General features: G+C 56.1%; 18 protein-coding genes. 15 read left to right on the top strand and 3 right to left on the bottom strand.

What is annotated here, in order from left to right; all coding sequences use genetic code 11:
* Positions 1-4: 4 nt before the first annotated feature.
* The 5 genes from gmk (at position 5) to GPL81_RS22500 (ending at position 4,434) form a co-directional block, all read left to right on the top strand.
* Complete coding sequence (gmk, locus tag GPL81_RS22520) at positions 5-625, top strand: guanylate kinase (protein ID WP_121104294.1); 621 nt, start codon at positions 5-7, stop codon at positions 623-625.
* Between the two features lie 167 nt (positions 626-792).
* Complete coding sequence (gene rpoZ, locus GPL81_RS22515) at positions 793-1,056, top strand: DNA-directed RNA polymerase subunit omega (protein WP_007921129.1); 264 nt, start codon at positions 793-795, stop codon at positions 1,054-1,056.
* 57 nt (positions 1,057-1,113) lie between these two features.
* Positions 1,114-3,219, top strand: coding sequence for a bifunctional GTP diphosphokinase/guanosine-3',5'-bis pyrophosphate 3'-pyrophosphohydrolase (spoT, locus tag GPL81_RS22510; protein WP_160108502.1), 2,106 nt, complete (start codon positions 1,114-1,116; stop codon positions 3,217-3,219).
* Between the two features lie 26 nt (positions 3,220-3,245).
* On the top strand, positions 3,246-3,626 hold the full coding sequence (locus GPL81_RS22505; protein WP_003229509.1) for a RidA family protein: 381 nt from the start codon (positions 3,246-3,248) through the stop codon (positions 3,624-3,626).
* Between the two features lie 67 nt (positions 3,627-3,693).
* Complete coding sequence (locus tag GPL81_RS22500; RefSeq protein ID WP_160108501.1) at positions 3,694-4,434, top strand: hypothetical protein; 741 nt, start codon at positions 3,694-3,696, stop codon at positions 4,432-4,434.
* Between the two features lie 121 nt (positions 4,435-4,555).
* Here the strand turns inward: GPL81_RS22500 and GPL81_RS22495 are convergent, their stop codons facing one another.
* Positions 4,556-5,413: an SDR family oxidoreductase gene (locus GPL81_RS22495; RefSeq protein ID WP_160108500.1), complete on the bottom strand. Its 858-nt coding sequence runs from the start codon at positions 5,411-5,413 to the stop codon at positions 4,556-4,558.
* 191 nt (positions 5,414-5,604) lie between these two features.
* On the opposite strand from GPL81_RS22495, the gene exbB reads away from it, so the two are divergent.
* The 6 genes from exbB (at position 5,605) to GPL81_RS22465 (ending at position 12,520) form a co-directional block, all read left to right on the top strand.
* Positions 5,605-6,567 carry a tonB-system energizer ExbB gene (gene exbB, locus GPL81_RS22490; protein WP_160108499.1) on the top strand — a complete coding sequence of 321 codons (963 nt, stop codon included), beginning with the start codon at positions 5,605-5,607 and terminating at the stop codon, positions 6,565-6,567.
* Positions 6,568-6,573: 6 nt separating this feature from the next.
* On the top strand, positions 6,574-7,002 hold the full coding sequence (gene exbD, locus GPL81_RS22485; protein WP_008018275.1) for a TonB system transport protein ExbD: 429 nt from the start codon (positions 6,574-6,576) through the stop codon (positions 7,000-7,002).
* Positions 6,999-7,748 (top strand): energy transducer TonB family protein, encoded by a 750-nt coding sequence (locus GPL81_RS22480; RefSeq protein WP_096514224.1) that lies wholly within the window; start codon positions 6,999-7,001, stop codon positions 7,746-7,748. Before exbD ends, GPL81_RS22480 begins: the two co-directional genes overlap by 4 nt.
* A 278-nt stretch (positions 7,749-8,026) precedes the next feature.
* Positions 8,027-8,956, top strand: coding sequence for a hydrogen peroxide-inducible genes activator (locus GPL81_RS22475; RefSeq protein ID WP_160108498.1), 930 nt, complete (start codon positions 8,027-8,029; stop codon positions 8,954-8,956).
* Positions 8,957-8,965: 9 nt separating this feature from the next.
* A complete protein-coding gene (gene recG / locus GPL81_RS22470; RefSeq protein WP_160108497.1) occupies positions 8,966-11,041 on the top strand; it encodes an ATP-dependent DNA helicase RecG in 2,076 nt (691 codons plus the stop codon).
* Between the two features lie 78 nt (positions 11,042-11,119).
* A complete protein-coding gene (locus tag GPL81_RS22465) occupies positions 11,120-12,520 on the top strand; it encodes an aminoacyl-tRNA deacylase and HDOD domain-containing protein (protein WP_160108496.1) in 1,401 nt (466 codons plus the stop codon).
* 96 nt (positions 12,521-12,616) lie between these two features.
* On the opposite strand, the gene GPL81_RS22460 is transcribed toward GPL81_RS22465, so the two are convergent.
* Positions 12,617-13,000: a helicase gene (locus tag GPL81_RS22460; protein ID WP_160108495.1), complete on the bottom strand. Its 384-nt coding sequence runs from the start codon at positions 12,998-13,000 to the stop codon at positions 12,617-12,619.
* Between the two features lie 688 nt (positions 13,001-13,688).
* Between GPL81_RS22460 and GPL81_RS22455 the strand changes: the two genes are divergently transcribed.
* The 4 genes from GPL81_RS22455 to GPL81_RS22440 all read left to right on the top strand — a co-directional run bounded on the left by GPL81_RS22455 (position 13,689) and on the right by GPL81_RS22440 (position 22,252).
* The gene (locus GPL81_RS22455; RefSeq protein ID WP_160108494.1) at positions 13,689-16,802 is read left to right on the top strand and encodes a metallophosphoesterase; all 3,114 of its coding nucleotides are present in this window, start codon (positions 13,689-13,691) and stop codon (positions 16,800-16,802) included.
* Between the two features lie 601 nt (positions 16,803-17,403).
* Positions 17,404-17,799: a DUF6124 family protein gene (locus GPL81_RS22450; RefSeq protein WP_160108493.1), complete on the top strand. Its 396-nt coding sequence runs from the start codon at positions 17,404-17,406 to the stop codon at positions 17,797-17,799.
* A 348-nt stretch (positions 17,800-18,147) separates the two neighbouring features.
* Complete coding sequence (gene tssI, locus GPL81_RS22445) at positions 18,148-21,570, top strand: type VI secretion system tip protein TssI/VgrG (protein ID WP_160108492.1); 3,423 nt, start codon at positions 18,148-18,150, stop codon at positions 21,568-21,570.
* Complete coding sequence (locus tag GPL81_RS22440) at positions 21,563-22,252, top strand: DUF2931 family protein (RefSeq protein WP_160108491.1); 690 nt, start codon at positions 21,563-21,565, stop codon at positions 22,250-22,252. The genes tssI and GPL81_RS22440 overlap by 8 nt, the downstream gene beginning before the upstream one ends.
* A gap of 224 nt (positions 22,253-22,476) precedes the next feature.
* Here GPL81_RS22440 and GPL81_RS22435 read toward each other — a convergent pair whose 3' ends face one another.
* Entirely contained in the window at positions 22,477-22,752 is a 276-nt protein-coding gene (locus tag GPL81_RS22435) for an HU family DNA-binding protein (protein ID WP_003195589.1), read from the bottom strand.
* Between the last annotated feature and the right edge of the window lie 24 nt (positions 22,753-22,776).

Here is a 22,776-nt window from a genome sequence, read left to right as displayed (position 1 = left end):
CGACATGACCCACAGCACTGGCACCCTGTACATCATTTCCGCGCCATCGGGCGCGGGCAAGAGCAGCCTGGTCAAGGCCCTGACCGACGCCGATCCGGAGATCCGCGTTTCGGTCTCCCACACCACCCGCGCCATGCGCCCCGGTGAAGTGGACGGCGTGAACTATCACTTCGTGACCCGCGAAGAGTTCGTGAAGATGGGCGAGCACGGCGACTTCCTCGAACGCGCCGAAGTCTTTGGCAACTTTTACGGCACCTCGCAAAGCCGCCTGCAGCAGACACTGGACGAAGGTCACGACCTGATCCTTGAAATCGACTGGCAAGGCGCCGAGCAAGTGCGCAAGCTGATGCCGCAGGCACGCTCGATTTTCATTCTGCCGCCGTCGCTCCAGGCCCTGCACCAACGCCTGACCAACCGCGGCCAGGACAGTGACGAGATCATCGACGGCCGCATGCGTGAAGCCGTCAGCGAAATGAGCCACTACGTCGACTACGACTACCTGATCATCAACGATGACTTCGCCCACGCCCTGCACGACCTGAAGGCGATTTTCCGCGCCAATCAGCTGCAACAGAAGCGCCAACAGGTGCGTTTCGGCAAATTGCTGGCTGAATTGCTCGGTTAATCAGCTCTTCCCAAAACCGTTGCAAGGGCTTTACATTGGCACTTGCAGCGCGTTGAAGGGCTTGGTCAAAAAATCAGCGCTTCCCTAATCGCTGGTGATTTTTTAAACTGTTGAGTCCGCTCGCCCATCCGGGCAGCGCGCATATTGCATTTGCTACGAGGAAGACCATGGCCCGCGTAACCGTTGAAGACTGCCTAGAACACGTGGATAACCGCTTTGAGCTGGTCATGCTCTCTACCAAGCGTGCCCGTCAACTGGCCACCGGCGGCAAAGAGCCGAAAGTAGCATGGGAAAACGACAAGCCTACCGTCGTCGCCCTGCGTGAAATCGCTGAAGGCCTGATCGACTACGCAGCTATCGCCGAAGCCGAAATCGTTGAAGATGAACCGCTTTTTGCTGCATTCGAGGACGAGTCCAACGAGGCCGTCTAAGCCTATGCCTGGTCGACGTAGCACGGCGCGGGAACAAAGCTTGTGGCAGGAGACATCATGCCGAGCATAGACGCCCTCGCCGATCGCTTATCGGCCTACCTCGGCAAGGACCAGGTCAATCTGGTCCGCCGAGCGTATTTCTACGCCGAACAAGCTCACGACGGCCAACGTCGCCGTAGCGGTGAGGCGTACGTCACGCACCCTCTTGCGGTGGCGAATATTCTTGCCGACATGCACATGGACCATCAGAGCCTGATGGCAGCCATGCTGCATGACGTGATCGAAGACACCGGTATTGCCAAGGAAGCGCTGCAAGCGCAGTTCGGCGAAACCGTGGCCGAACTGGTCGACGGGGTCAGCAAACTGACCCAGATGAACTTCGAGACCAAGGCCGAAGCCCAGGCTGAAAACTTCCAGAAAATGGCCATGGCCATGGCCCGCGACATTCGCGTGATCCTGGTCAAGCTGGCTGACCGCCTGCACAACATGCGCACGCTGGAAGTGCTGTCCGGCGAAAAGCGTCGGCGCATCGCCAAGGAAACCCTGGAAATCTATGCACCCATCGCCAACCGGCTGGGCATGCACGCGATCCGCATAGAATTCGAAGACCTCGGCTTCAAGGCCATGCACCCGATGCGTTCCGCGCGGATCTACCAGGCCGTCAAACGCGCCCGGGGCAACCGCAAGGAAATCGTCAACAAGATCGAAGAGTCCCTCAGCCACTGCCTGGCTATCGATGGCATCCAGGGCGAGGTCAGCGGTCGTCAGAAACACCTCTACGGCATCTACAAGAAAATGCGCGGCAAGCGTCGGGCCTTCAACGAGATCATGGACGTCTATGCGTTCCGGATCATCGTCGACAAGGTCGATACCTGCTACCGCGTGCTGGGTGCTGTTCACAATTTGTACAAACCGTTGCCGGGGCGCTTCAAGGATTACATCGCGATCCCCAAGGCCAACGGCTATCAGTCGCTGCACACCACGCTGTTCGGCATGCACGGTGTTCCGATCGAGATCCAGATCCGCACCCGTGAAATGGAAGAGATGGCCAACAACGGCATCGCCGCCCACTGGCTGTACAAATCCAGCGGCGACGAGCAGCCAAAAGGCACCCACGCCCGCGCCCGCCAATGGGTCAAAGGCGTGTTGGAGATGCAGCAACGCGCCGGCAACTCGCTGGAATTCATCGAAAGCGTGAAGATCGACCTGTTCCCGGACGAGGTCTATGTGTTCACGCCCAAAGGCCGGATCATGGAGCTGCCCAAAGGCTCCACGGCGGTCGACTTCGCTTACGCGGTGCACACCGACGTGGGCAATAGCTGCATTGCCTGCCGGATCAATCGTCGTCTCGCGCCGCTGTCCGAACCTCTGCAAAGCGGTTCCACGGTCGAGATCGTCAGCGCCCCCGGCGCACGGCCGAACCCGGCCTGGCTCAACTTCGTGGTTACCGGCAAGGCCCGTACGCACATTCGCCACGCGTTGAAACTGCAACGCCGCTCCGAGTCCATCAGCCTGGGCGAACGCCTGCTGAACAAAGTCCTCAATGGTTTCGACAGCTCGCTGGAAAAAATTCCACTCGAGCGCGTCAAGGCCATGCTCACCGAGTATCGCCTGGAGCTGATCGAAGACTTGCTGGAAGACATCGGCCTGGGTAATCGCATGGCCTATGTGGTGGCGCGCCGGTTGCTCGGCGAAGGCGAACAGCTGCCGAGCCCGGAAGGTCCGCTGGCGATTCGCGGCACCGAAGGCCTGGTGCTCAGCTACGCGAAGTGCTGCACACCGATCCCGGGCGACCCGATTGTCGGCCACCTGTCCGCGGGCAAAGGCATGGTCGTGCACCTGGACAACTGCCGCAACATCAGCGAAATCCGCCACAACCCGGAAAAATGCATCCAGCTCTCGTGGGCCAAGGATGTCACCGGCGAATTCAATGTCGAACTGCGCGTCGAGCTGGAACACCAGCGCGGCCTGATCGCCCTGCTGGCCAGCAGCGTCAACGCGGCCGATGGCAATATCGAAAAAATCAGCATGGACGAACGCGATGGTCGCATCAGCGTGGTCCAACTGGTGGTCAGCGTGCACGACCGCGTGCACCTGGCCCGCGTGATCAAGAAACTGCGCGCCCTGACCGGGGTGATCCGCATCACCCGCATGCGCGCGTAGCCCCCATCAATTACAAGGAGTCATCCATGACCAAGACTGTTATCACCAGCGACAAGGCCCCGGCCGCCATCGGTACTTACTCCCAGGCGATCAAGGCTGGCAACACCGTTTACATGTCGGGTCAGATTCCTCTGGACCCAAAAACCATGGAACTGGTCGAAGGCTTCGAAGCCCAGACCGTCCAGGTCTTCGAGAACCTCAAAGCCGTGGCTGAAGCCGCCGGTGGTTCGTTCAAGGACATCGTCAAACTGAACATCTTCCTCACCGACCTGAGCCACTTCGCCAAGGTCAACGAGATCATGGGCAAGTACTTCGACCAGCCTTACCCAGCCCGCGCCGCCATCGGCGTAGCGGCCCTGCCAAAGGGTTCGCAGGTTGAAATGGATGCCATCCTGGTCATCGAGTAATGTGTCCGGCGCAGCCTAGGGCTGCGCCGACTGCTCTGCTGTAAAGAAAGCTTGAAAGGATTCCACCATGCGCAAAGCGCTTGCTCTCTCGCTGCTCGCCCTGCTTTTGGGCGGTTGTGCCAGCAACCCTGCCGACCGAGATATCAGCGGCACCTGGATCAATCAGGTGGCGATCGATGCTGCCTCCAAGGGCGTCCCCCTGCGTGAAGCGCTCCAGGCCTATGGCCCGAACCTGGAGTGGGACGTCAACACCAAGGCCGGTCAGGCCCGTTACACCAATGGTTTTGAAAATGTCGACGGCAAGTTGCTGGGCGAAGAGTCCGGAGCCTGGAAAATCGACTTTTACGGCAGTTCCGGCAGTGAGCTGAAACGCGCTGGCAAACAATTGAACCAGGCTGCGAGCGAAAACGAGCCCGCCCAGGTCTTCGATCGCGCATTGATCCCGGTACCGGATGGCGCACCGATCGGCGCCAGTTTCGAACGTGCGCTGTACTCGGCCTACATGGGCGGTAGCTGGAAAGTCATCAGCGGCCCCGGCGAGGGCAATACCGTGCAGTTCCAGGCCGATGGCCAGGTGACCGGTTTGCCGGGCACCGACCGTTATGCCCTGTGTCTGGCGGGTGACTGTGCCTCGATGAGCGGTGGCAACGACAACATGTGGCTGCAACTCAACGGACAAGGAAATCCATGGATCTTTGCGCGCAAAGGCAAGGAGCTGGAAATCTTCCAGGTCGTGAATACCGCTTTGGCGGATGAAATGCCACAGTTCACACCGGGTGATCGCAAGTGGTTGCTGGAAAAGCAGTAACCCGGATCTAACTGCAAAGAAGATCCCATGTGGGAGCGAGCCTGCTCGCGATGGCGGTGTAACAGTCAACGATGATGTTGAATGTTATGGCCTCATCGCGAGCAGGCTCGCTCCTACAAAGTCAGCAGCGTCCTTCAAGGATCGCCGCATAGCCTTCGCGGAAGCTCGGATACTTAGGCACCCAACCCAACGCCTTTACCCGCGCATTGCTGCAACGCTTGCTCCCCGTGCGGCGCACGCTGGCGTCGTCTGCCCACTCAGTCACACCCAGATACTCACGCAACCAGCCCACCACATCCGCCAGTGCTGCCGGCGCGTCATCGACGCCAATATAGATGTCGTCCAGCGCCACGCCACGCCGATCCGCCTCAAGCAGGCACGCCATCAAGCCTGCCGCGTCGTCGGCATGAATCCGGTTGGCGTACAACGGTGGATCGACCGCCACGCGGTAACCCTGGCGCACCTGAGTCAACAACCGCTCGCGACCGGGCCCGTAGAGGCCGGTCAACCGCACAACGCTCGCCGGGATGCCGCTCTTCAGGGCAATCTGTTCGGCTTCGAGCATCACACGCCCTGAGTAGCCAGTCGCCACGGCCGGCGAAGTCTCGTCGACCCACTCCCCCTCTTGCTGACCGTAAACACTGCTGCTGGAAACGAACAGCAGGCGGTCGGGCACCTGCCCATAGTCGTCCAGCCACTCCAGCACATGCTGCAGACCCTGGATATAGGCTGCGCGGTAACCGGCTTCGTCGTGATCGGAGGCGGCCGCGCAATACACCAGGTAATCCACGGCACCGATTGGCCAGGTCTCTGGACAGTCTTTGCTGAACAAGTCGCCAGCCACGCCAATCACGCCTTCGGGCAGGCGCGAAACATCGCGCCGCAGGCCATGAACCTCCCACCCCGCAGCCAATAATTGCGTGGCCAGGCGGCTGCCGACATCGCCACAACCGGCGATCAAAACAGAAGGCGCGGACATCAGAAAACTCCCCTTGGAAACGGACAGACTAGCGCTGGCAATGGACGAGCGGCTAGCAATACAGGAAAAAAAGAGACTCTATTACTTTTGTTAACAAGAATTACTTGCAATAATGCGCCCCACTTTTGTTCTCGGGCTTCGAGGCCTGGAAGAACATATCAATCGTTTTTTTCTCTCAGGTCCGGCCCAGCATGACACGTAATCAACTCTCCGCTTCGCCAACCAAACGACGTCGCGCCTGGAGCGCGGTGGCCGCCTTGTTGCTCAGCTTGATGCTGGCACCAACCGCGGCGTTCGCTGACGCCCAAGCGCCTGCCACCCCGGCCGCCACCGCACCGGTTGCAGCTGACCACACCGCTCCGGCAGCGACCGCCCCGGCCCAGGCAGCACCTGCTCAGGAAGGCCTCGGCGCAGACGTTCCTGAAGTCCTCGAAGCCGACAACAGCCTGGGCATGGCGCACGACCTTTCGCCGTGGGGCATGTACAAGAATGCCGACATCATCGTGAAAATCGTGATGATCGGCCTGGCGATCGCATCGATCATCACCTGGACCATCTGGATTGCCAAAGGCTTCGAGCTGATGGGCGCCAAGCGTCGCCTGCGCGGTGAAATCGCCAACCTGAAAAAGTCCGCCTCCCTCAAAGAAGCCAGCGTCACCGCGGCGAAGGAAGGCACACTCGCCAACTTGCTGGTGCACGACGCTCTCGAAGAGATGCGCCTGTCGGTCAACAGCCGCGAAAAAGAAGGCATCAAGGAACGCGTCAGCTTCCGCCTTGAGCGCCTGGTGGCCGCCTGCGGTCGCAACATGAGCAGCGGCACCGGCGTGCTTGCCACCATCGGTTCCACCGCGCCGTTCGTCGGCCTGTTCGGTACCGTATGGGGCATCATGAACAGCTTCATCGGCATTGCCAAAACCCAGACCACCAACCTCGCCGTCGTGGCCCCCGGCATCGCTGAAGCCCTGCTGGCGACCGCACTGGGTCTGGTCGCGGCGATTCCTGCGGTGGTGATCTACAACGTGTTTGCCCGCTCCATCGCCGGTTACAAGGCGCAGGTGTCCGACGCGTCGGCCCAAGTCCTGCTGCTGGTCAGCCGCGACCTCGATCACCAGCCTGAGCGCAGCTCGCAACCGCACATGGTGAAAGTGGGGTAATCGGCCATGGGCCTGCATTTGAAAGAAGGGGCAGACGACGATCTGTCCGAAAACCACGAAATCAACGTCACGCCGTTCATCGACGTGATGCTGGTGCTGTTGATCATCTTCATGGTGGCGGCTCCGCTGGCCACCGTGGACATCAAGGTCGACCTGCCTGCGTCCACCGCCAAACCGGCGCCGCGGCCAGAAAAGCCGGTGTTCCTCAGCGTCAAGGCTGACCAACGCCTGTTCCTGGGCGAAGACGAAGTGAAAGCCGAAGCACTCGGCGCCACGCTCGACGCCAAGACCCAGGGCAAGAAAGACACGACGATCTTCTTCCAGGCCGATAAAGGCGTGGATTACGGCGACCTGATGAGCGTGATGGACAACCTGCGCTCGGCCGGTTACCTGAAGGTGGGTCTGGTCGGTCTCGAGTCGGCAGTCAAGAAATGATCACGACGCGCCATAAGCTGACGCGTTACAGCGGTAGCCTGGCCGTGGTGCTGGGTGTTCACGCGCTGGCCATCGCGCTGGCCGTGAACTGGACGGCCCGCCCGCCCATCCAATTGCCGCCCCAGGCAATGATGGTCGAGCTGGCACCGGTTCCTGCCCCGCCACCGCCTGCACCGCCAAAGGTCGTCACACCACCGCAGCCGCCGACTCCGGTAGAAGAACTGCCGATACCGAAACTCGCCGAAGCGCCGAAGGCCGAGATCGCCGTTCCGAAACCGGTCAAACCCAAGCCCAAGCCTCAACCGCCCAAGCCTGTGGAGAAAAAGCCCGAGCCGCCGAAGGAGAAACCGTCCGAGGCCAAGCCGAGCGAAGCACCGCCGACGCCAGCGCCAACCGAAAAATCCGCCGCGCCTGCGCCTGGCCCCTCTGCCGCCCAAGTCGCCGCCAAGGCCAGCTGGGAAGGCACCCTGCTCGCGCACCTGCAGAAGTACAAAAAGTACCCGGCCAGTGCACAGGCACGGGGCAAGGAAGGCATGAACCGCCTGCGTTTCGTGGTGGATGCCGACGGTAACGTCTTGTCATTCGAGCTGGTGGGCGCCTCAGGCACTGCCGATCTGGACCGGGCCACCCTGGACATGATCCGCCGCGCCCAGCCGCTGCCAAAACCACCGGCGCACATGCTCACCAACGGCTCCATCGAAATCGTTGCACCTTTTGTCTACTCCATAGACAAACACCGACGTTAAGCAACACCACTATCTCTTGTAGGAGCAAAGCTTGCTCGCGATAGCGGTATATCAGTCACCGAAAATGGTGAGTGTTATGGCTTCATCGCGAGCAAGCTTTGCTCCTACAGGTTCTGTGGCGGCTACAGGATTTCAGGAAGGCACCGAAAGGTGCCTTTCGCATATCTGCCAGCGGCAAACCCACATTGCCCGGTGTCACCCGACACATACCTTCTGATAACGTGCGTCTATCGATTGCAGCCGGTATGCTTGGCTCGCATCTTCATGGACGCTTTGCTATGACCCTCACAGAATTACGCTACATCGTTACCCTCGCCCAAGAGCAGCACTTCGGCCACGCGGCCGAGCGTTGCCACGTCAGCCAGCCAACCCTGTCGGTGGGCGTGAAAAAGCTTGAAGACGAACTCGGTGTGCTGATTTTCGAGCGCAGCAAAAGCGCCGTGCGCCTGACTCCGGTCGGCGAAGGCATTGTGGCCCAGGCGCAAAAAGTCCTGGAGCAGGCCCAGGGCATTCGCGAACTGGCCCAGGCTGGCAAGAACCAGCTGACTGCACCGCTGAAAGTCGGCGCGATCTACACCGTCGGCCCGTACCTGTTTCCACACCTGATTCCGCAACTGCACCGGGTCGCCCCGCAGATGCCGTTGTACATCGAAGAAAACTTCACCCATGTGCTGCGCGACAAACTGCGCAACGGCGAACTCGACGCGATCATCATCGCCCTGCCCTTCAATGAAGCCGACGTGCTGACCCTGCAACTCTACGACGAGCCGTTCTACGTCCTGATGCCGGCCCAGCACCCGTGGACGCAAAAAGACTCCATCGACGCCAACCTGCTCAACGACAAGAGCCTGCTGCTGCTCGGCGAAGGCCACTGCTTCCGCGATCAGGTGCTGGAAGCCTGCCCGACCCTGACCAAAGGCAACGACGGCGCCAAGCACACCACGGTGGAATCCAGCTCACTGGAAACCATCCGCCACATGGTCGCGTCCGGCCTCGGCATTTCGATCCTGCCGCTGTCGGCGGTCGACAGCCATCACTATGCGCCCGGCGTGATCGAAGTCCGGCCGCTGTCGGCACCCACGCCCTATCGCACCGTGGCCATCGCCTGGCGCGCGAGTTTCCCGCGGCCCAAGGCAATCGAAATCCTCGCTGACTCCATTCGCCTGTGCTCGGTGGCCAAGCCGTCCGCGCAGGTGGTGGCGGGCTAAGCAAGCGTCATGACCGAGTTGTCGCAAGTGTCCGTGACGGCACTCAAGGGTGTCGGCGAAGCCATGGCTGAGAAACTGGCCAAGGTCGGCCTGGAAAATCTCCAGGACGTACTGTTTCACCTTCCGCTGCGTTATCAGGACCGCACCCGCGTGGTTCCGATTGGCGCGCTGCGCCCTGGGCAAGATGCCGTGATCGAAGGCACCGTCAGCGGTGCCGACGTGGTCATGGGTCGGCGCCGTAGCCTGGTGGTACGTCTGCAGGACGGCACCGGCGGGCTCAGCCTGCGCTTCTACCATTTCAGCAATGCGCAAAAAGAAGGCCTCAAGCGCGGCACGCGGATTCGCTGCTACGGCGAAGCCCGGCCCGGTGCGTCAGGACTGGAAATCTACCACCCGGAATACCGCGCCATTACCGGCGACGAACCGCCGCCCGTGGATGAAACCCTGACCCCGGTGTACCCGCTCACCGAGGGCCTGACGCAACAACGCCTGCGCCAACTGTGCCTGCAAACCCTGACGTTGCTCGGCCCCTCCAGCCTGCCCGACTGGCTGCCGAACGAACTGGCCCGTGACTACCAACTGGCGCCGCTGGCCGATGCGATCCGCTACCTGCACAACCCGCCGGCCGATGCCGACGTCGATGAGCTGGCCCTCGGGCATCACTGGGCACAGCACCGTTTGGCGTTCGAAGAACTGCTGACCCATCAACTGTCCCAGCAACGCCTGCGCGAAAGCATGCGTTCGCTGCGCGCGCCGGCCATGCCGAAAGCGACGCAACTGCCGGCCAGATATTTGGCCAACCTCGGGTTCAACCCCACGGGTGCGCAGCAACGGGTCGGAAATGAAATCGCCTACGATCTGAGCCAGCGCGAGCCCATGCTGCGGCTGATTCAGGGCGATGTCGGCGCGGGCAAAACCGTAGTCGCCGCCCTCGCCGCACTACAGGCCCTGGAGGCGGGTTATCAAGTGGCGCTGATGGCGCCCACCGAGATTCTCGCCGAGCAGCACTTCATCACCTTCAAGCGCTGGCTCGAACCGCTGGGCATCGAGGTCGCGTGGCTGGCCGGCAAGCTCAAGGGCAAAAATCGCGTGGCCGCGCTGGAGCAGATCGCCAATGGCACACCGATGGTGGTTGGCACCCATGCGCTGTTCCAGGACGAAGTGCAGTTCAAGAACCTGGCGCTGGCAATCATCGACGAACAACACCGCTTCGGCGTGCAACAGCGGCTGGCCTTGCGGCAGAAAGGCGTCGGCGGGCGGATGTGTCCGCATCAGCTGATCATGACCGCGACACCGATCCCGCGCACGCTGGCCATGAGCGCCTACGCCGATCTCGACACCTCGATCCTCGACGAATTGCCGCCCGGCCGAACCCCAGTCAACACCGTGCTGATCACCGACACCCGACGGGTCGAAGTGATCGAGCGGGTGCGCAGCGCCTGTGCAGAAGGGCGCCAGGCCTATTGGGTGTGCACCCTGATTGAAGAGTCGGAAGAGCTGACGTGCCAGGCCGCCGAAACCACCTATGAAGACCTGACCGCCGCCCTCGGCGAGTTGAAAGTGGGGCTGATCCACGGGCGCATGAAACCCGCCGAGAAAGCCGCGGTGATGGCCGAGTTCAAGGCCGGTAATTTGCAGCTGCTGGTGGCGACCACCGTGATCGAAGTTGGTGTGGACGTGCCCAACGCCAGCCTGATGATCATCGAAAACCCGGAACGCCTGGGCCTGGCGCAACTGCACCAGTTGCGCGGTCGCGTCGGTCGGGGCAGCGCGGTCAGCCATTGCGTGCTGCTTTACCATCCGCCGTTGTCGCAGATCGGCCGTCAACGGCTTGGGATCATGCGCGAAACCAACGACGGTTTTGTCATAGCAGAAAAAGACCTCGAACTGCGCGGCCCCGGCGAAATGCTCGGTACGCGGCAGACCGGCCTGCTTCAATTCAAGGTCGCCGACCTGATGCGCGATGCCGACCTGCTGCCCGCTGTTCGCGACGCCGCACAAGCCTTGCTGGAACGCTGGCCGGACCACGTCAGCCCGCTACTCGACCGCTGGCTGCGCCACGGGCAGCAATACGGCCAAGTGTGAGCACCGTCGCAGTTTCTGGAGGATGGGTTTGAGCAAGCTGGGTATACTCCTGCAATTGTTTTAGTCCGGATACAGACCATGACCGAAGTTGCCCTCGCACCCGCCTCCCCGCACGCTCCGTCGGTTATTCGGCTGCTGCTGGGCAAACTGGGCATTGCCTTTGAAGAAGTCCTCGACCATCACGGCTTGAACCCGGCGCGCAAGGTCCAGGCGGTGCTACTCGATGACGCCGTCGGCGCGCTGATGGTGCTGTTCCCGCAGAGTCAGTTGCTCGACCTCAACCGCCTCACCGAACTCACTGGCCGTCGCCTCACCGCCGTGCCGACCGAGCGCCTGGTCAAGATGCTCGGCAAGCACAGCCTGAGCTTGCTGCCGGGTCTGCCCGCCCTCACCAGCTCGCCGTGCCTGTATGAAGAAAGCCTGCTGCGCGAGCCGACGGTGCTGGTCAATTCGGGCGAGCCGGGCGTGCTGCTGGAAATCACCAGCGAAGCCTTCAAGGCCATGCTCAACAAGGCCAGCGCCGCCAACTTCGGCGAAGCCCTGAGCAGCATCCGCCCCAACCTCGACCGCCCCGACGATGACCGCGAGGAAATCACCCAGGCCGTTCAAGCGTTCACCGCGCGGCGCATCCAGCAACGCCTGGAAGCGACCATCGAAATTCCGCCGCTGGCCGAAACCGCACAGAAGATCATCAAGCTGCGCGTCGACCCCAACGCCACCATCGACGACATCACCGGCGTGGTCGAAACCGACCCGGCGCTGGCCGCGCAAGTGGTGAGCTGGGCAGCGTCGCCGTACTACGCCTCGCCGGGCAAGATTCGTTCAGTGGAAGACGCCATCGTGCGGGTACTGGGTTTCGACCTGGTGATCAACCTGGCACTGGGCCTGGCCCTGGGCAAAACCCTGAGCCTACCCAAGGACCACCCGCAACACAGCACGCCGTACTGGCAGCAATCGATCTACACCGCCGCCGTCATCGAAGGCCTGACCCGCGCCATGCCGCGCACCCAGCGCCCGGAAGCCGGCCTGACCTACCTGGCGGGCCTGCTGCACAACTTCGGCTACCTGCTGCTGGCCCACGTGTTCCCGCCACACTTCTCGCTGATCTGCCGTCACCTGGAGGTCAACCCGCACCTGTGCCACAGCTACATCGAGCAACACCTGCTGGGCATCAGCCGCGAACAGATCGGCGCCTGGCTGATGCGCTTCTGGGACATGCCCGATGAACTGTCCACCGCACTGCGCTTCCAGCACGACCCGGGCTACGACGGCGACTACGCCGAATACCCGAACCTGGTGTGCCTGTCCGTGCGCCTTCTGCGCAGCCGTGGCATCGGTTCCGGCCCGGACGAAGACATCCCCGACGCCCTGCTCGACCGCCTCGGCCTGACCCGCGCCAAAGCGGAAGACGTCGTCAGCAAAGTCCTCGAAGCCGAAGTGCTGCTACGCGAACTGGCCTCGCAATTCAGCCAGCCCTAAAAGCTTCGCGGGCAGGCTCTCTCCCACAGAGGTTAGGTATTCCCTGTGGGAGCGAGCCTGCTCGCGAAGAATTCAACTCGGACTTACTGACAGTCCTTAAACCTTGGCTTTGGCCTTCTTCGGCTTCAAATACTTGGTCAGCCCCTGAAACCAGATCACCAGCGCCGGGTTGCCCTTGATCTGAATCGACTTGTCTTGAATCCCCGTCATGAACGCCAGCTGCTTGTTCTTCGCCTGCATCGTGGCAAAGCCATACGCGGCGTCTTTAAAGGCAATCGCAAACGCAGGCTCGGCATACACGCCTGACTTGCTGGTGATGCGCTGATCCTTCACCCGGAAATGCCGAGCCACTTTCCCGTCCAGGGTCTGCAGCTGAAACACCAACTCCTTGTCACCCAACTGCTGCTGAAACGCAGGATTGGTCCGACTGGCCTTGCCCATCAGCAAGCCCAGCATCCACAGCAGAAAACGAAATTTCATGCGCAAGCCTCAAAAGAAAAATGAACGGCTGGCGCAGTTTAGCGACTTAAAACAGGAACGCCACTAACGAGTTGCGTTGGAAGAAGATGGCTGTGTTTTTGAAGGTGTTGACTACCAAGTCATTGACTAAATATAAATTTTTACGGCGTTCGAGGCATACAGGTGATGATTTTACTCTGCATAAATCACCTAGCTGCCTCCTCTTTTGCTCCGACCTGCCTACACCCTTTTCCCACATTTTCGGCTGCCCTTTTTCAACTGACTCAACGTTGAGCAATACCAAGCAAGCGAGCAGAGTCCCTGGGTATCGTAATCAACCAGTTTTTAACGTACGACAACTTGCGCTGTTCGCTGCTCATTAGGTAATTTACCCAATCGGTACTAGCATTGAGCCAGCATATTGGGCGCCGATTTCTACGCTGCCCAAGAACTATTGATAACAAGGAAATCCGTCTCAGACGGCGAGATTCCAAGCAGGCCTTAAAAAGGCAACGAGATGGGATTCCATGCATATCGAATTCTGCAAATTAACGTTCACGGGTTGCGTGGATAGCACGACAACCCACCTTTTCACCGCTTACAAAACTCCAAGTACTCAGCGGACCAACTACCCAAGTCTCGACGCGCCTTGTCTTACCTCAGACACCTCAGAAGTTAAAAACTGGAATTTTAATCAAGGAATCGAATAATGCGAATTATACATATTTCCGACTTACATATAACTAATAGTGCCGACCACGCCCGCACAATTGATGCATTATGCAAAGACATAACAGCGGCAAATAACAAAATAAAGATCGATGCAATATTATGTACCGGAGATATTGCCAATAGAGGTGACACCTCCAAAGCAGCAATTTCAGCCCAAGAAACCGTCATAAAAAAAATAATAAACTCAACAAACTCAGCAGCCGAATTTTTATGCTGCCCTGGAAATCACGACATAAACCTTAAATCGAGAGAAGAAATATACGAGCCTATATTTTCAAGCATAAAAAGCTCTGAAGACGCAAACAAATTAATAGAAAGCCTAGTCAACAAGGGCTATACGGCGATCTGGGGGCATTTAGATGGATATATTGAACTCTCAAAAAAACTAGATTCATCAACATATAAAGACAACATACTATTCACCACAAAAAAGTTAAACATAGGTTCTGTGCAAGTAGGTATAGCTTCACTAAATAGTACATGGCGAACCACTGGTGGAGGCAGCAAAGATAGAAACAATCTATATGTTGGCGAACGACAGGTTGAACTATCACTAGAAGAAATACATGACTGCGATATAAAAATCGCCATGATGCACCATACTTTAGACTGGCTTGCACCCGATGAAAAAAATAAAATCCAACGAGTGATAGCGAGCAACTTCGATGCTCTATTATGCGGACACAACCATAACAATAACGCAGGCCATACAACATCGACGCTAGGAAACCTCTTAATTAGCAATACTGGTTGTATTTACGAGAGCAGAGAGCACTTTAATGGTTACTCCATAATCGACATTTGCCACGAAACCAATACATGGCGATTAGAAGCGCGCGAATACTACAATGAAAGAAATGTGTTTGATATTTCTCCAAGATTCGCCGAAAACGGTGTTTACGAAATAAATATATCGCAAAGAAATGGCACATCAAAGACTGCTATTTCCAGCACCGCGATAAATGCAGCGTTAGAGAAGGCCAACTCAAAACTTCTGTCTTTTTCGGCCTCCGAAGTTGCACCTAAACGCTTATCTTCAATTTTTGTTGAACCGCCACTTGCAAAAAAAAGCGAAAAAAATCTAGCCGCCAGCGAGAACTTAGATACGAAAGACAATGATGAGTTTGTGAGCCTGCACAGTTTATCCCAAGAAAAAATAGATATTTTATTTATTGGGAAAAGAGAGTCCGGTAAATCGACATTGCTCAATCATATTGCCGTTAACCAGTTCATGGAGTTCCACGGCAATGCTAGGGTAGGTCTTTTAATTGACATATCAGTACTACACAAGCTAACTATCGCAGCCATAATTACCCAAGCAATTGAATTTATAGGAAATGAAATCACCAAAAAAGACCTCATTAGCTTATTAGAAAACGGCGAAGCACTTGTCATTTTTGATAGCTTCAACATCCACAATGCAGCACATCGAAAACTAATCGAGGAATTTAGAGAGAAATATTCTGAACCACGCTACATATTAGCAACCAATGAAGAAGTACAAGACAATCTAAGCCTTGAAAAACTTCCCTCTCTTAGCAAAAATCCAACTCCTATATATATACACTCATTTAAGAGAAAACAAACAAAAGAACTAGTCCGAAAATGGTTTGGCGAACATGATCAAAACGCAGATGAGAAATTTACACTTATAAAAAAACTGCTATCAAAGCTAAATGTACCACAAACACCTTTTTTAGTTTCCATACTGCTTTGGGTCATAGAGCAACAGCCTTCAGCAAAGCTTATAAACCAAGCCTCAGCCATAGAGGCTCTAATTTTCGGCTTATTGGAAAAATTCACAGAGTCAAAATCACGCTCAAATTATGATTCGAATATTCAATCACATTTTCTCTCTGAGCTTTCTACAACCATGGATGAGGAAAGTGTCGAGCGGATAGATTCAAATGAATTTGAAATATTTGTCTCTTCGTATTTCAAAAAACGAGGCCTCGCGGACCCATCAAGAGGATTCACCGAGGAGCTGCTAAGAAAAGGGTTATTGTATGAGAGCAATCAAAAAATCATGTTTAAATTTGATTGCTTCAGAGCTTTCTTTTTAGCAAACAAACTCGCAGAAAACACAGAAAAATTAGCGAAAGTTCTCACACCGGCTTCCATTGCAAAATACACAATCGAGCTTGACCTACTAACAGGGTTGCACCGAGCTCGAAAGGACATTCTTATTAAGGCAAAAGAGTGCTGTGAACAGCTGTTAATATCATCCGAATTCGAAATTGACATAACACTATTTGAGGCCCACGGCAAAGAGCAGGGCATTTTTAACCAGGAAGAAACGCTCATAAAAATAGAGGATGATTTTTTAAATACACCGGTTGATGACAATCACAGAGCAAAATTTATTGAAGATGCAGAGATGCCATCAAAAGCTTCTATTGATCACGACCATGCAAGACAAAGGCATCCGGCGGCTCCACTTTCAACTCAAATGCACTTTATTGGCTCGTTAAAAACTTACTCAAACATATTGAGAAACAGCGAACTAATCGATGACGTCGAACTAAAAAAATCTTGCCTCAATGACGTACTTATACTATGGTCAAAAATTATTGTATCAACAACAAATTATCTTAATGAAACGGATCCAGACGACTTTCAGGGTGAACTTCCTACTCAATTTGGGTCGCTTACACCAACTCAATTTAAGAGCTTTGCAAAACTGATGATCCCACAACTTGTTGCATCATTAATGGCAGAGTCGTTAGCCACACCAAAACTTGAAAACTTCGTTCTGGCTGAAGCAAATAACTCGAGCCAATGCATTAGTTTTCTAGCCACAATGTTGACTATAGAGAACTTAAACAAACGCAGCATACTAGCAATACGCAAGCTACTCAAAGAAGCTGGTGCAAACAACATTATCACGCAAGCGATATTTATAAGGCTATTAACGCTGTACTACTTTGAAGCTCCAACTAACACTCTAGACGCGATAAGGGACTGTATAGGCGATGCATTCAATGTCCTCCGTGGATCATCGAATAGTGAGCGATCAGTAATGAAAGGAAAATTCCTACAGCATATAGATGAAAAACGAGCATCTAACCTCGAAGAACTAGACATCGCCTAGCCCAAAAAAAGGCGTCATGAACAAAGGGGCAGGGAAACTGCCCCTTTACCCATAGACGTCCATACCGCAGCCACAGATCAGTCCTGAGCGCTAGAAATTCGCTTGAAGCGTTTTGGCGAAAAATGTTTTAACCCCCACGCTAACTGCACTGTTAACGATTGCGTAACCCTAGAAAGACGTTGTATGTAAAGCTAATTTTTCGAGGCTTTCAGACAGCGTAGACCCCTCTCTCGTTAATTAAACACAATTCGACCGCGTTGTTTAACCGCGCTCAAAGTCATTTCCTGAAAGCTACAATTCCTTGCGCCGTTGCCTACGGTTGCGCCAGAATCCGCCGGCTTGTGCGCCTTGGAACCGCTCGGTAACTTGATTCGCATCACTGATTGTCGGTGATCGGGTTTAGTAGCCCACGGGTTGTTAGTAAGGTGCATGGCGCTCCCTTTAGTCAGGTATTCCTATACCTGCACTCATGGTGGCTGTGCGTAGGGCGCCTTCGGGTGCGCCGGTTTTGCTAACTCCCCCGGTCTACTAACCTGCGTACAGCCACCACCCTTCGTTTAGTAGCGAAGAGTAAGCGGCTCAATTTAGGGAGTTGAAAATCATGTTCAAAGTAACGCCCAACCCGCCGGAAAACGATCCGACATCGCCGTACGAAAGCATTGATTCAAAGAAGCTCCACGAAGCCGCCGAACGCGCACTCGACCATCACTTCCCTCCAACCGAAAAGAAACCACCGAAACGTAACGGCCAACTCTTCAGTGTCTGTCCGGACATCAACACTGAAGCACTTCTGGCCAATGCCTCGGAAGATCTGCTGTCCATCAGCGCCATCGCTGCCGACCTCGCCGACGATGTGGACGGTTCACGCCGCTCTATAGCCCTGGCGCTCAGCCGCATGGCCGACGGGGTGCAGTTACTGGTGGAACGAGCGCTGGATCATCTGGATGAACCGGAAATGGCGGCGATTCTCACCAAACAACAAAGCCGAACCTGCTAACTCGCCAAGCAGTAAACAAGCCCGATTGGTAGCACTAACAATCGGGCTTTTTCTTCGGATAAGAATCACATTGCTAGGCTACAAATCACAATGAAACACGCCGCAACTGTAGGAAAAATCCAAGCAAAAATATGACAAGCGTGCCGTTGCTCATTACCGACGCAACATTCCGAATTAGAGGGACGTTTCCGACCAAAGCAGGCGAGCTTTCCTACATCAACCCTTCCAATGCCTTGTTAGCGTGTTTCAGCATTTAACACAGCTTCAATCCCGACTCAGCAAGCGCCTCACGTTTCGTTTTCTCATTCGGCTCAAGGACGAGCCACGGAAAAGCAAAAGGATAAGCGTATGTTCGCTCCGGCCAATGCAGCCCATTTCACGCTCGAAATCCCTTCCGTTCACAACGATTTCAAAGTGCTGGCCTTTGAAGGCACTGAGACCATCAGTTCGTTGTACTCGATTGTCGTCGAGCTGGTCAGCGAGTACCGCGATATCGATCTGGAAGGCCTGCTTGGCCAACCAGCCTTTCTGCGGTTCGGACTTCATGGCGAAGGGTTGCATGGCCATATCGAAGGGGTGGGCGCCTATGAAGTCGGCCAGCGCCTGAGCCGCTATCGCGTGCATCTGGTGCCCGCCCTCCACTACTTGCAGTTCAGCCGCGATCAGCGGATTTTTCAGGACCTGACGGTGCCGCAAATCATCGCTCAGGTGCTAAAGCGGCATGGCATTCAGGCCGACACCTATCGCTTTCACGTGCGAACCAGTGCCAAACGCGACTATTGCACCCAGTACGGGGAAAGTGATTTCGAGTTCGTCCAGCGCCTGTGCGCCGAGGACGGCATCGCGTGGCATCACCAGCATTCCCGCGAAGGTCATCTGCTGGTGTTTACCGACGACCAATCTTATTTCCCCCAATTGAGCGAAACCCCGTTTCTGGATGACTCCGGCATGGTGGCGGAGCATCCGGTCGTCAGTCATTTCTCCCTGCGTTTCAACACGCGTACCAGCAGTACCACACACCGTGAATACGACCTGAAATGCCCGAGCCATTTGCTGGAAAGTCGCTATACCAGCGCACTCAATCCTGCGCTTGAGGACTATCGTTATCCGTTGTTCAGCGAGAGCGAAAAACACGGTAAACAGCTCGCCCGGCAGGCATTGGAACGGCACCGCGCCGACTACCAATTGGCCGAAGGCAAAAGCGACCAACCGAACCTGCGCAGCGGCCATCTTTTTGGTCTGACGCAACACCCACGAAAAACCTGGAACGATCTATGGCTGCTGATCAGCGTGACCCACACGGGTAAACAGCCTCAGGCCTTGGAAGAGGCATTCACCGGTGCCACCGAACCTGAGGACGGATTTACCCAGGGTTACCGCAACAGCTTCAGCGCCATCCCCTGGGACGTGTTTTATCGACCACCGCTGCATAGGCAACGAACACCGCTGGTTTGCCAGACCGCGCGTGTCACTGGGCCCGCCGGCGATGAGATCTACTGCGATGAGTACGGCCGCGTCAAAGTCGAGTTCCACTGGGACCGCGCCGAACTCAACAACGAACACAGCAGTTGCTGGCTTCGGGTTTCCACCGGCTGGGCGGGCCAGGATTTCGGCGCGGTGACCATTCCGCGCATCGGCATGGAAGTGGTCGTCACCTACCTGGAAGGCAATCCGGACTATCCATTGATCACCGGTTGCCTGCCGAACAAGCGCACGCCGGTGCCCTACCCCTTGCCCGCCAATAAAACCAAAACCGTACTGCGCAGCCACAGCTCACCGCACACCGGCGGCTACAACGAACTCTCCCTCGAAGACCGCGCCGGACAGGAGTTGATCCACCTGCGGGCGCAGCGGGATATGGAACAGAAGATTGGACACGACAGCCGGCTGGAGGTGGGCAACGAGCGTCGAGTCACCATCAAGGGCAACAGTATTACGCTGCTGGAGGCTGAAGAGCATCGCACGGTCATGTCGGATCGCAAGGTCGAGGTCAACGCCAACGACTACCTGCATGTCGCTGGCGACCGGCACGCGAGAGTCGATGGAACGTCGGTCGTCGAAGCCGGTGAGCACGTGCACATCAAGGCAGGTACACACCTAGTGATCGATGGGGGTGAGAGCCTTTGTATCAAGGTCGGCGGTCAGCACATCGTGCTCAGCGCCGAGGGTATTTTCAGCAGTACCAAGATTGATCTCGGTGGTGCTCCGGTGCCGGGTACGATTGCGCATACATTACTGCAAGGGGCAGCCGCGGGCGTGTTGGTATCCGTTGCGCCTGCGTCGGAGGAAGAGGAAGAGTCGGCTGAACTGGAGGAAGAGGAAGAAGAGGTCGAAGAAGAAGGAATTACGTTGCGAATCGGGGTGTTTTTTGATGGCACCGGGAACAACCGGTCCAACAGTGAGAAGGTGGCTGGGTGTTATGCGCGAGATGTGAATCTGCTGGAGGAGGCGGAGGATATTCGGCAGTTTTGCCAGGCGCATGGGTATGACGGTCAAGGGAATACGCCGGACGACAGCTATGGGAATGACACGACTAATGTGGCGAAGCTGTATGACCTGTACACCGATGACAGGGAGCGGCTATTGGCTGATAACGAAAACATCGGGTACATCCCCGTTTATCTGGAAGGTATCGGCACCAACAATGGTGAAGAGGATTCACGTTTTTCACAGGCAACCGGCGTAGGCGCCCATGGGGTATTGGCAAGAGTTACGCAAAGTCCAGCACAAATCCTTCGTGAAATCCGACTATTCGAACGGGCAAATCCCAACCGAAAAGTTGAGTCTATCGAGTTTGATATCTTCGGCTTCAGTCGCGGTGCCGCTGCCGCACGGCACTTTGCCAATGAAGTAATGAAAGGAAAACTAAGTCCATTGGCAAAGCTGTTGCCAGCCGACTCATCCCTATTCATCGAGAGTTTTGCCTGGCGCGCCCGCACCGATGTATCCATCAACTTTATCGGTATCTTCGACACCGCTGCCGCCATAGGCAGCATTGCTGACGGTGACTTTAGCGTCCACGATGCCAACAACCCTGGTCTCAACTTGTATCTGGCACCCAATATCGCAAAAAAAGTCGTGCATTTGGTGGCACGAGACGAACGCCGTCACAACTTCTCGCTCAACAGCGCCGACACTGCCGATATCGTGATGCCCGGTGTCCACTCTGACCTGGGTGGTGGGTACATCCCGAACTTCATTGAACGCGTCCTGCTTAGCAAGCCGCGCTGTAGCCGCGACTTAGATCTTTACGTGCCCTCCAGATCATCATTTGCCTATCACGAGACCCAGCAAGAACTGGGTCACCTTCAAGAACAGCTCAATTTGTATGGGCTGACACTGGAGGTGAAAACCTGGGCGGTAGAGTCTACTCGCAACGTCAAAGGCGATAGAGCCAAGTGGAAAAATGTCTACTCGGCGGTCCACAGCGAGCGAACTGTGCACAACGATCTGGCCTTGATTTACCTGCGCATCATGCGTGAGTTGGGCGCTAGGCACGACGTCCCGTTCAAGGTTATTGAGGAAAAGGATCAAAAGTACGCACTGCCGCTGGAACTGAAACCGATTGCCGAAAAACTGTTGGCTTATGCGCTGGGTGACACCCGCCACGCCGGCTTGAGCTTTGACGAAGAGGAATTGCTCTTTCGCCGTTACATCCATCTTTCTGCCAATTGGAATGCTGCCAAAGGCTGGAACAATAGCGATCTCAACATCGTGTTTATCAATCGACCTGCCGAAAACTATGTTCGCGTGGTGCACCCTAATGTGTAGGCGCTCATCCATGCTCAAGACAGGCCTTACAGTGTTGTTCGCGCTGTTTTTGGGAGGATGTGCTTATGGTGGGCACAGATCATTACCCTATGACGCTTGGAGTCTCAGATTTTTTTCGCCCGATTACATGGAGGTCTGGATCGAAACGTCGGATGTCGTTGATATCAATGAGCGTGTGTTTCGAGGTGCCGGTAGCGGAATCCCATCGACTGGTTATCCCCGAGGGCTAAGTAAAGGCATACCAGCTCACTTCAAGGGCGATGCAAAGGGATGGTTTGAGAATCCAACAGGAAAAGGTCGATTTGTAAGGGGCGCGAACCTACCTCGTTTAGTCTACGTACGCTGGCAGTCCATGGCCGAACCGCAGACTTATGAAGCGTACATAGAGATCCCAGAATCGGCGCGCAAAACCATGCTCAAGGGTGAGAGAACCTTTTGCCGTGCGGACGGTAAATGGATAACGGATTATCGAGACATGGTGGTAGTGGGCTTGGCGCCGGGAGGAATCGCCAAAGTATGGCTTGGCGGTCAATGCCTATTGCCGACCGAAGTCATCCGCGTCCAAGGCACGATCAATCCCAAAGGCCCCTACGGGGGCGCGTCCAATGGGAAACATCGACCACTTTCAGAAGAGTCCAAAGCCTATATCGAAAAATTCGGCATCCCCTTTGGAAGTTGGTAAGGAGTGCCAACACTACCGGTGCTGGGCACATAGCGGGAGCACATGAACGACCAGGCTCCTGGCAATAGTAGAAATCGACCAAGCGCACTCACTGACGCCATCGCCGGCAAGCCGGCTCCTACAGAGGTAGGGCGGTGTTTCAGGCACAAAAAATGGGCACCCAACCCTGGTTGGCGTGCCCATTCTTTTTCCCACTCCCCCGCTACGCGGGTTGGGGATAAGTATTACGGATTAACGCTGTCTTTCAACGATTTGCCTGGCTTGAACGCAACGGTGTTGCTGGCCTTGATTTTGACGGGCTCACCGGTTTGCGGGTTTTTGCCGGTGCGGGCGCCGCGGTGGCGTTGCAGGAAGGTGCCGAAACCTACCAGCGTGACGCTGTCTTTGCGGTGCAGGGCGCCGGTGATTTCTTCGAGAACGGCGTTCAGGACGCGGTTGGCCTGTTCTTTGGTGAGGTCTGCTTTTTCAGCAATTGCTGCGGCGAGATCTGGTTTGCGCATGTTAGTGAAGCCCCTTTGACGGTT

It is taken from the genome of Pseudomonas izuensis (genome assembly GCF_009861505.1).
In the GTDB taxonomy this organism is placed as follows: Bacteria; Pseudomonadota; Gammaproteobacteria; order Pseudomonadales; family Pseudomonadaceae; genus Aquipseudomonas; species Aquipseudomonas izuensis.
This window is presented reverse-complemented; position numbering and strand designations above follow the sequence as displayed.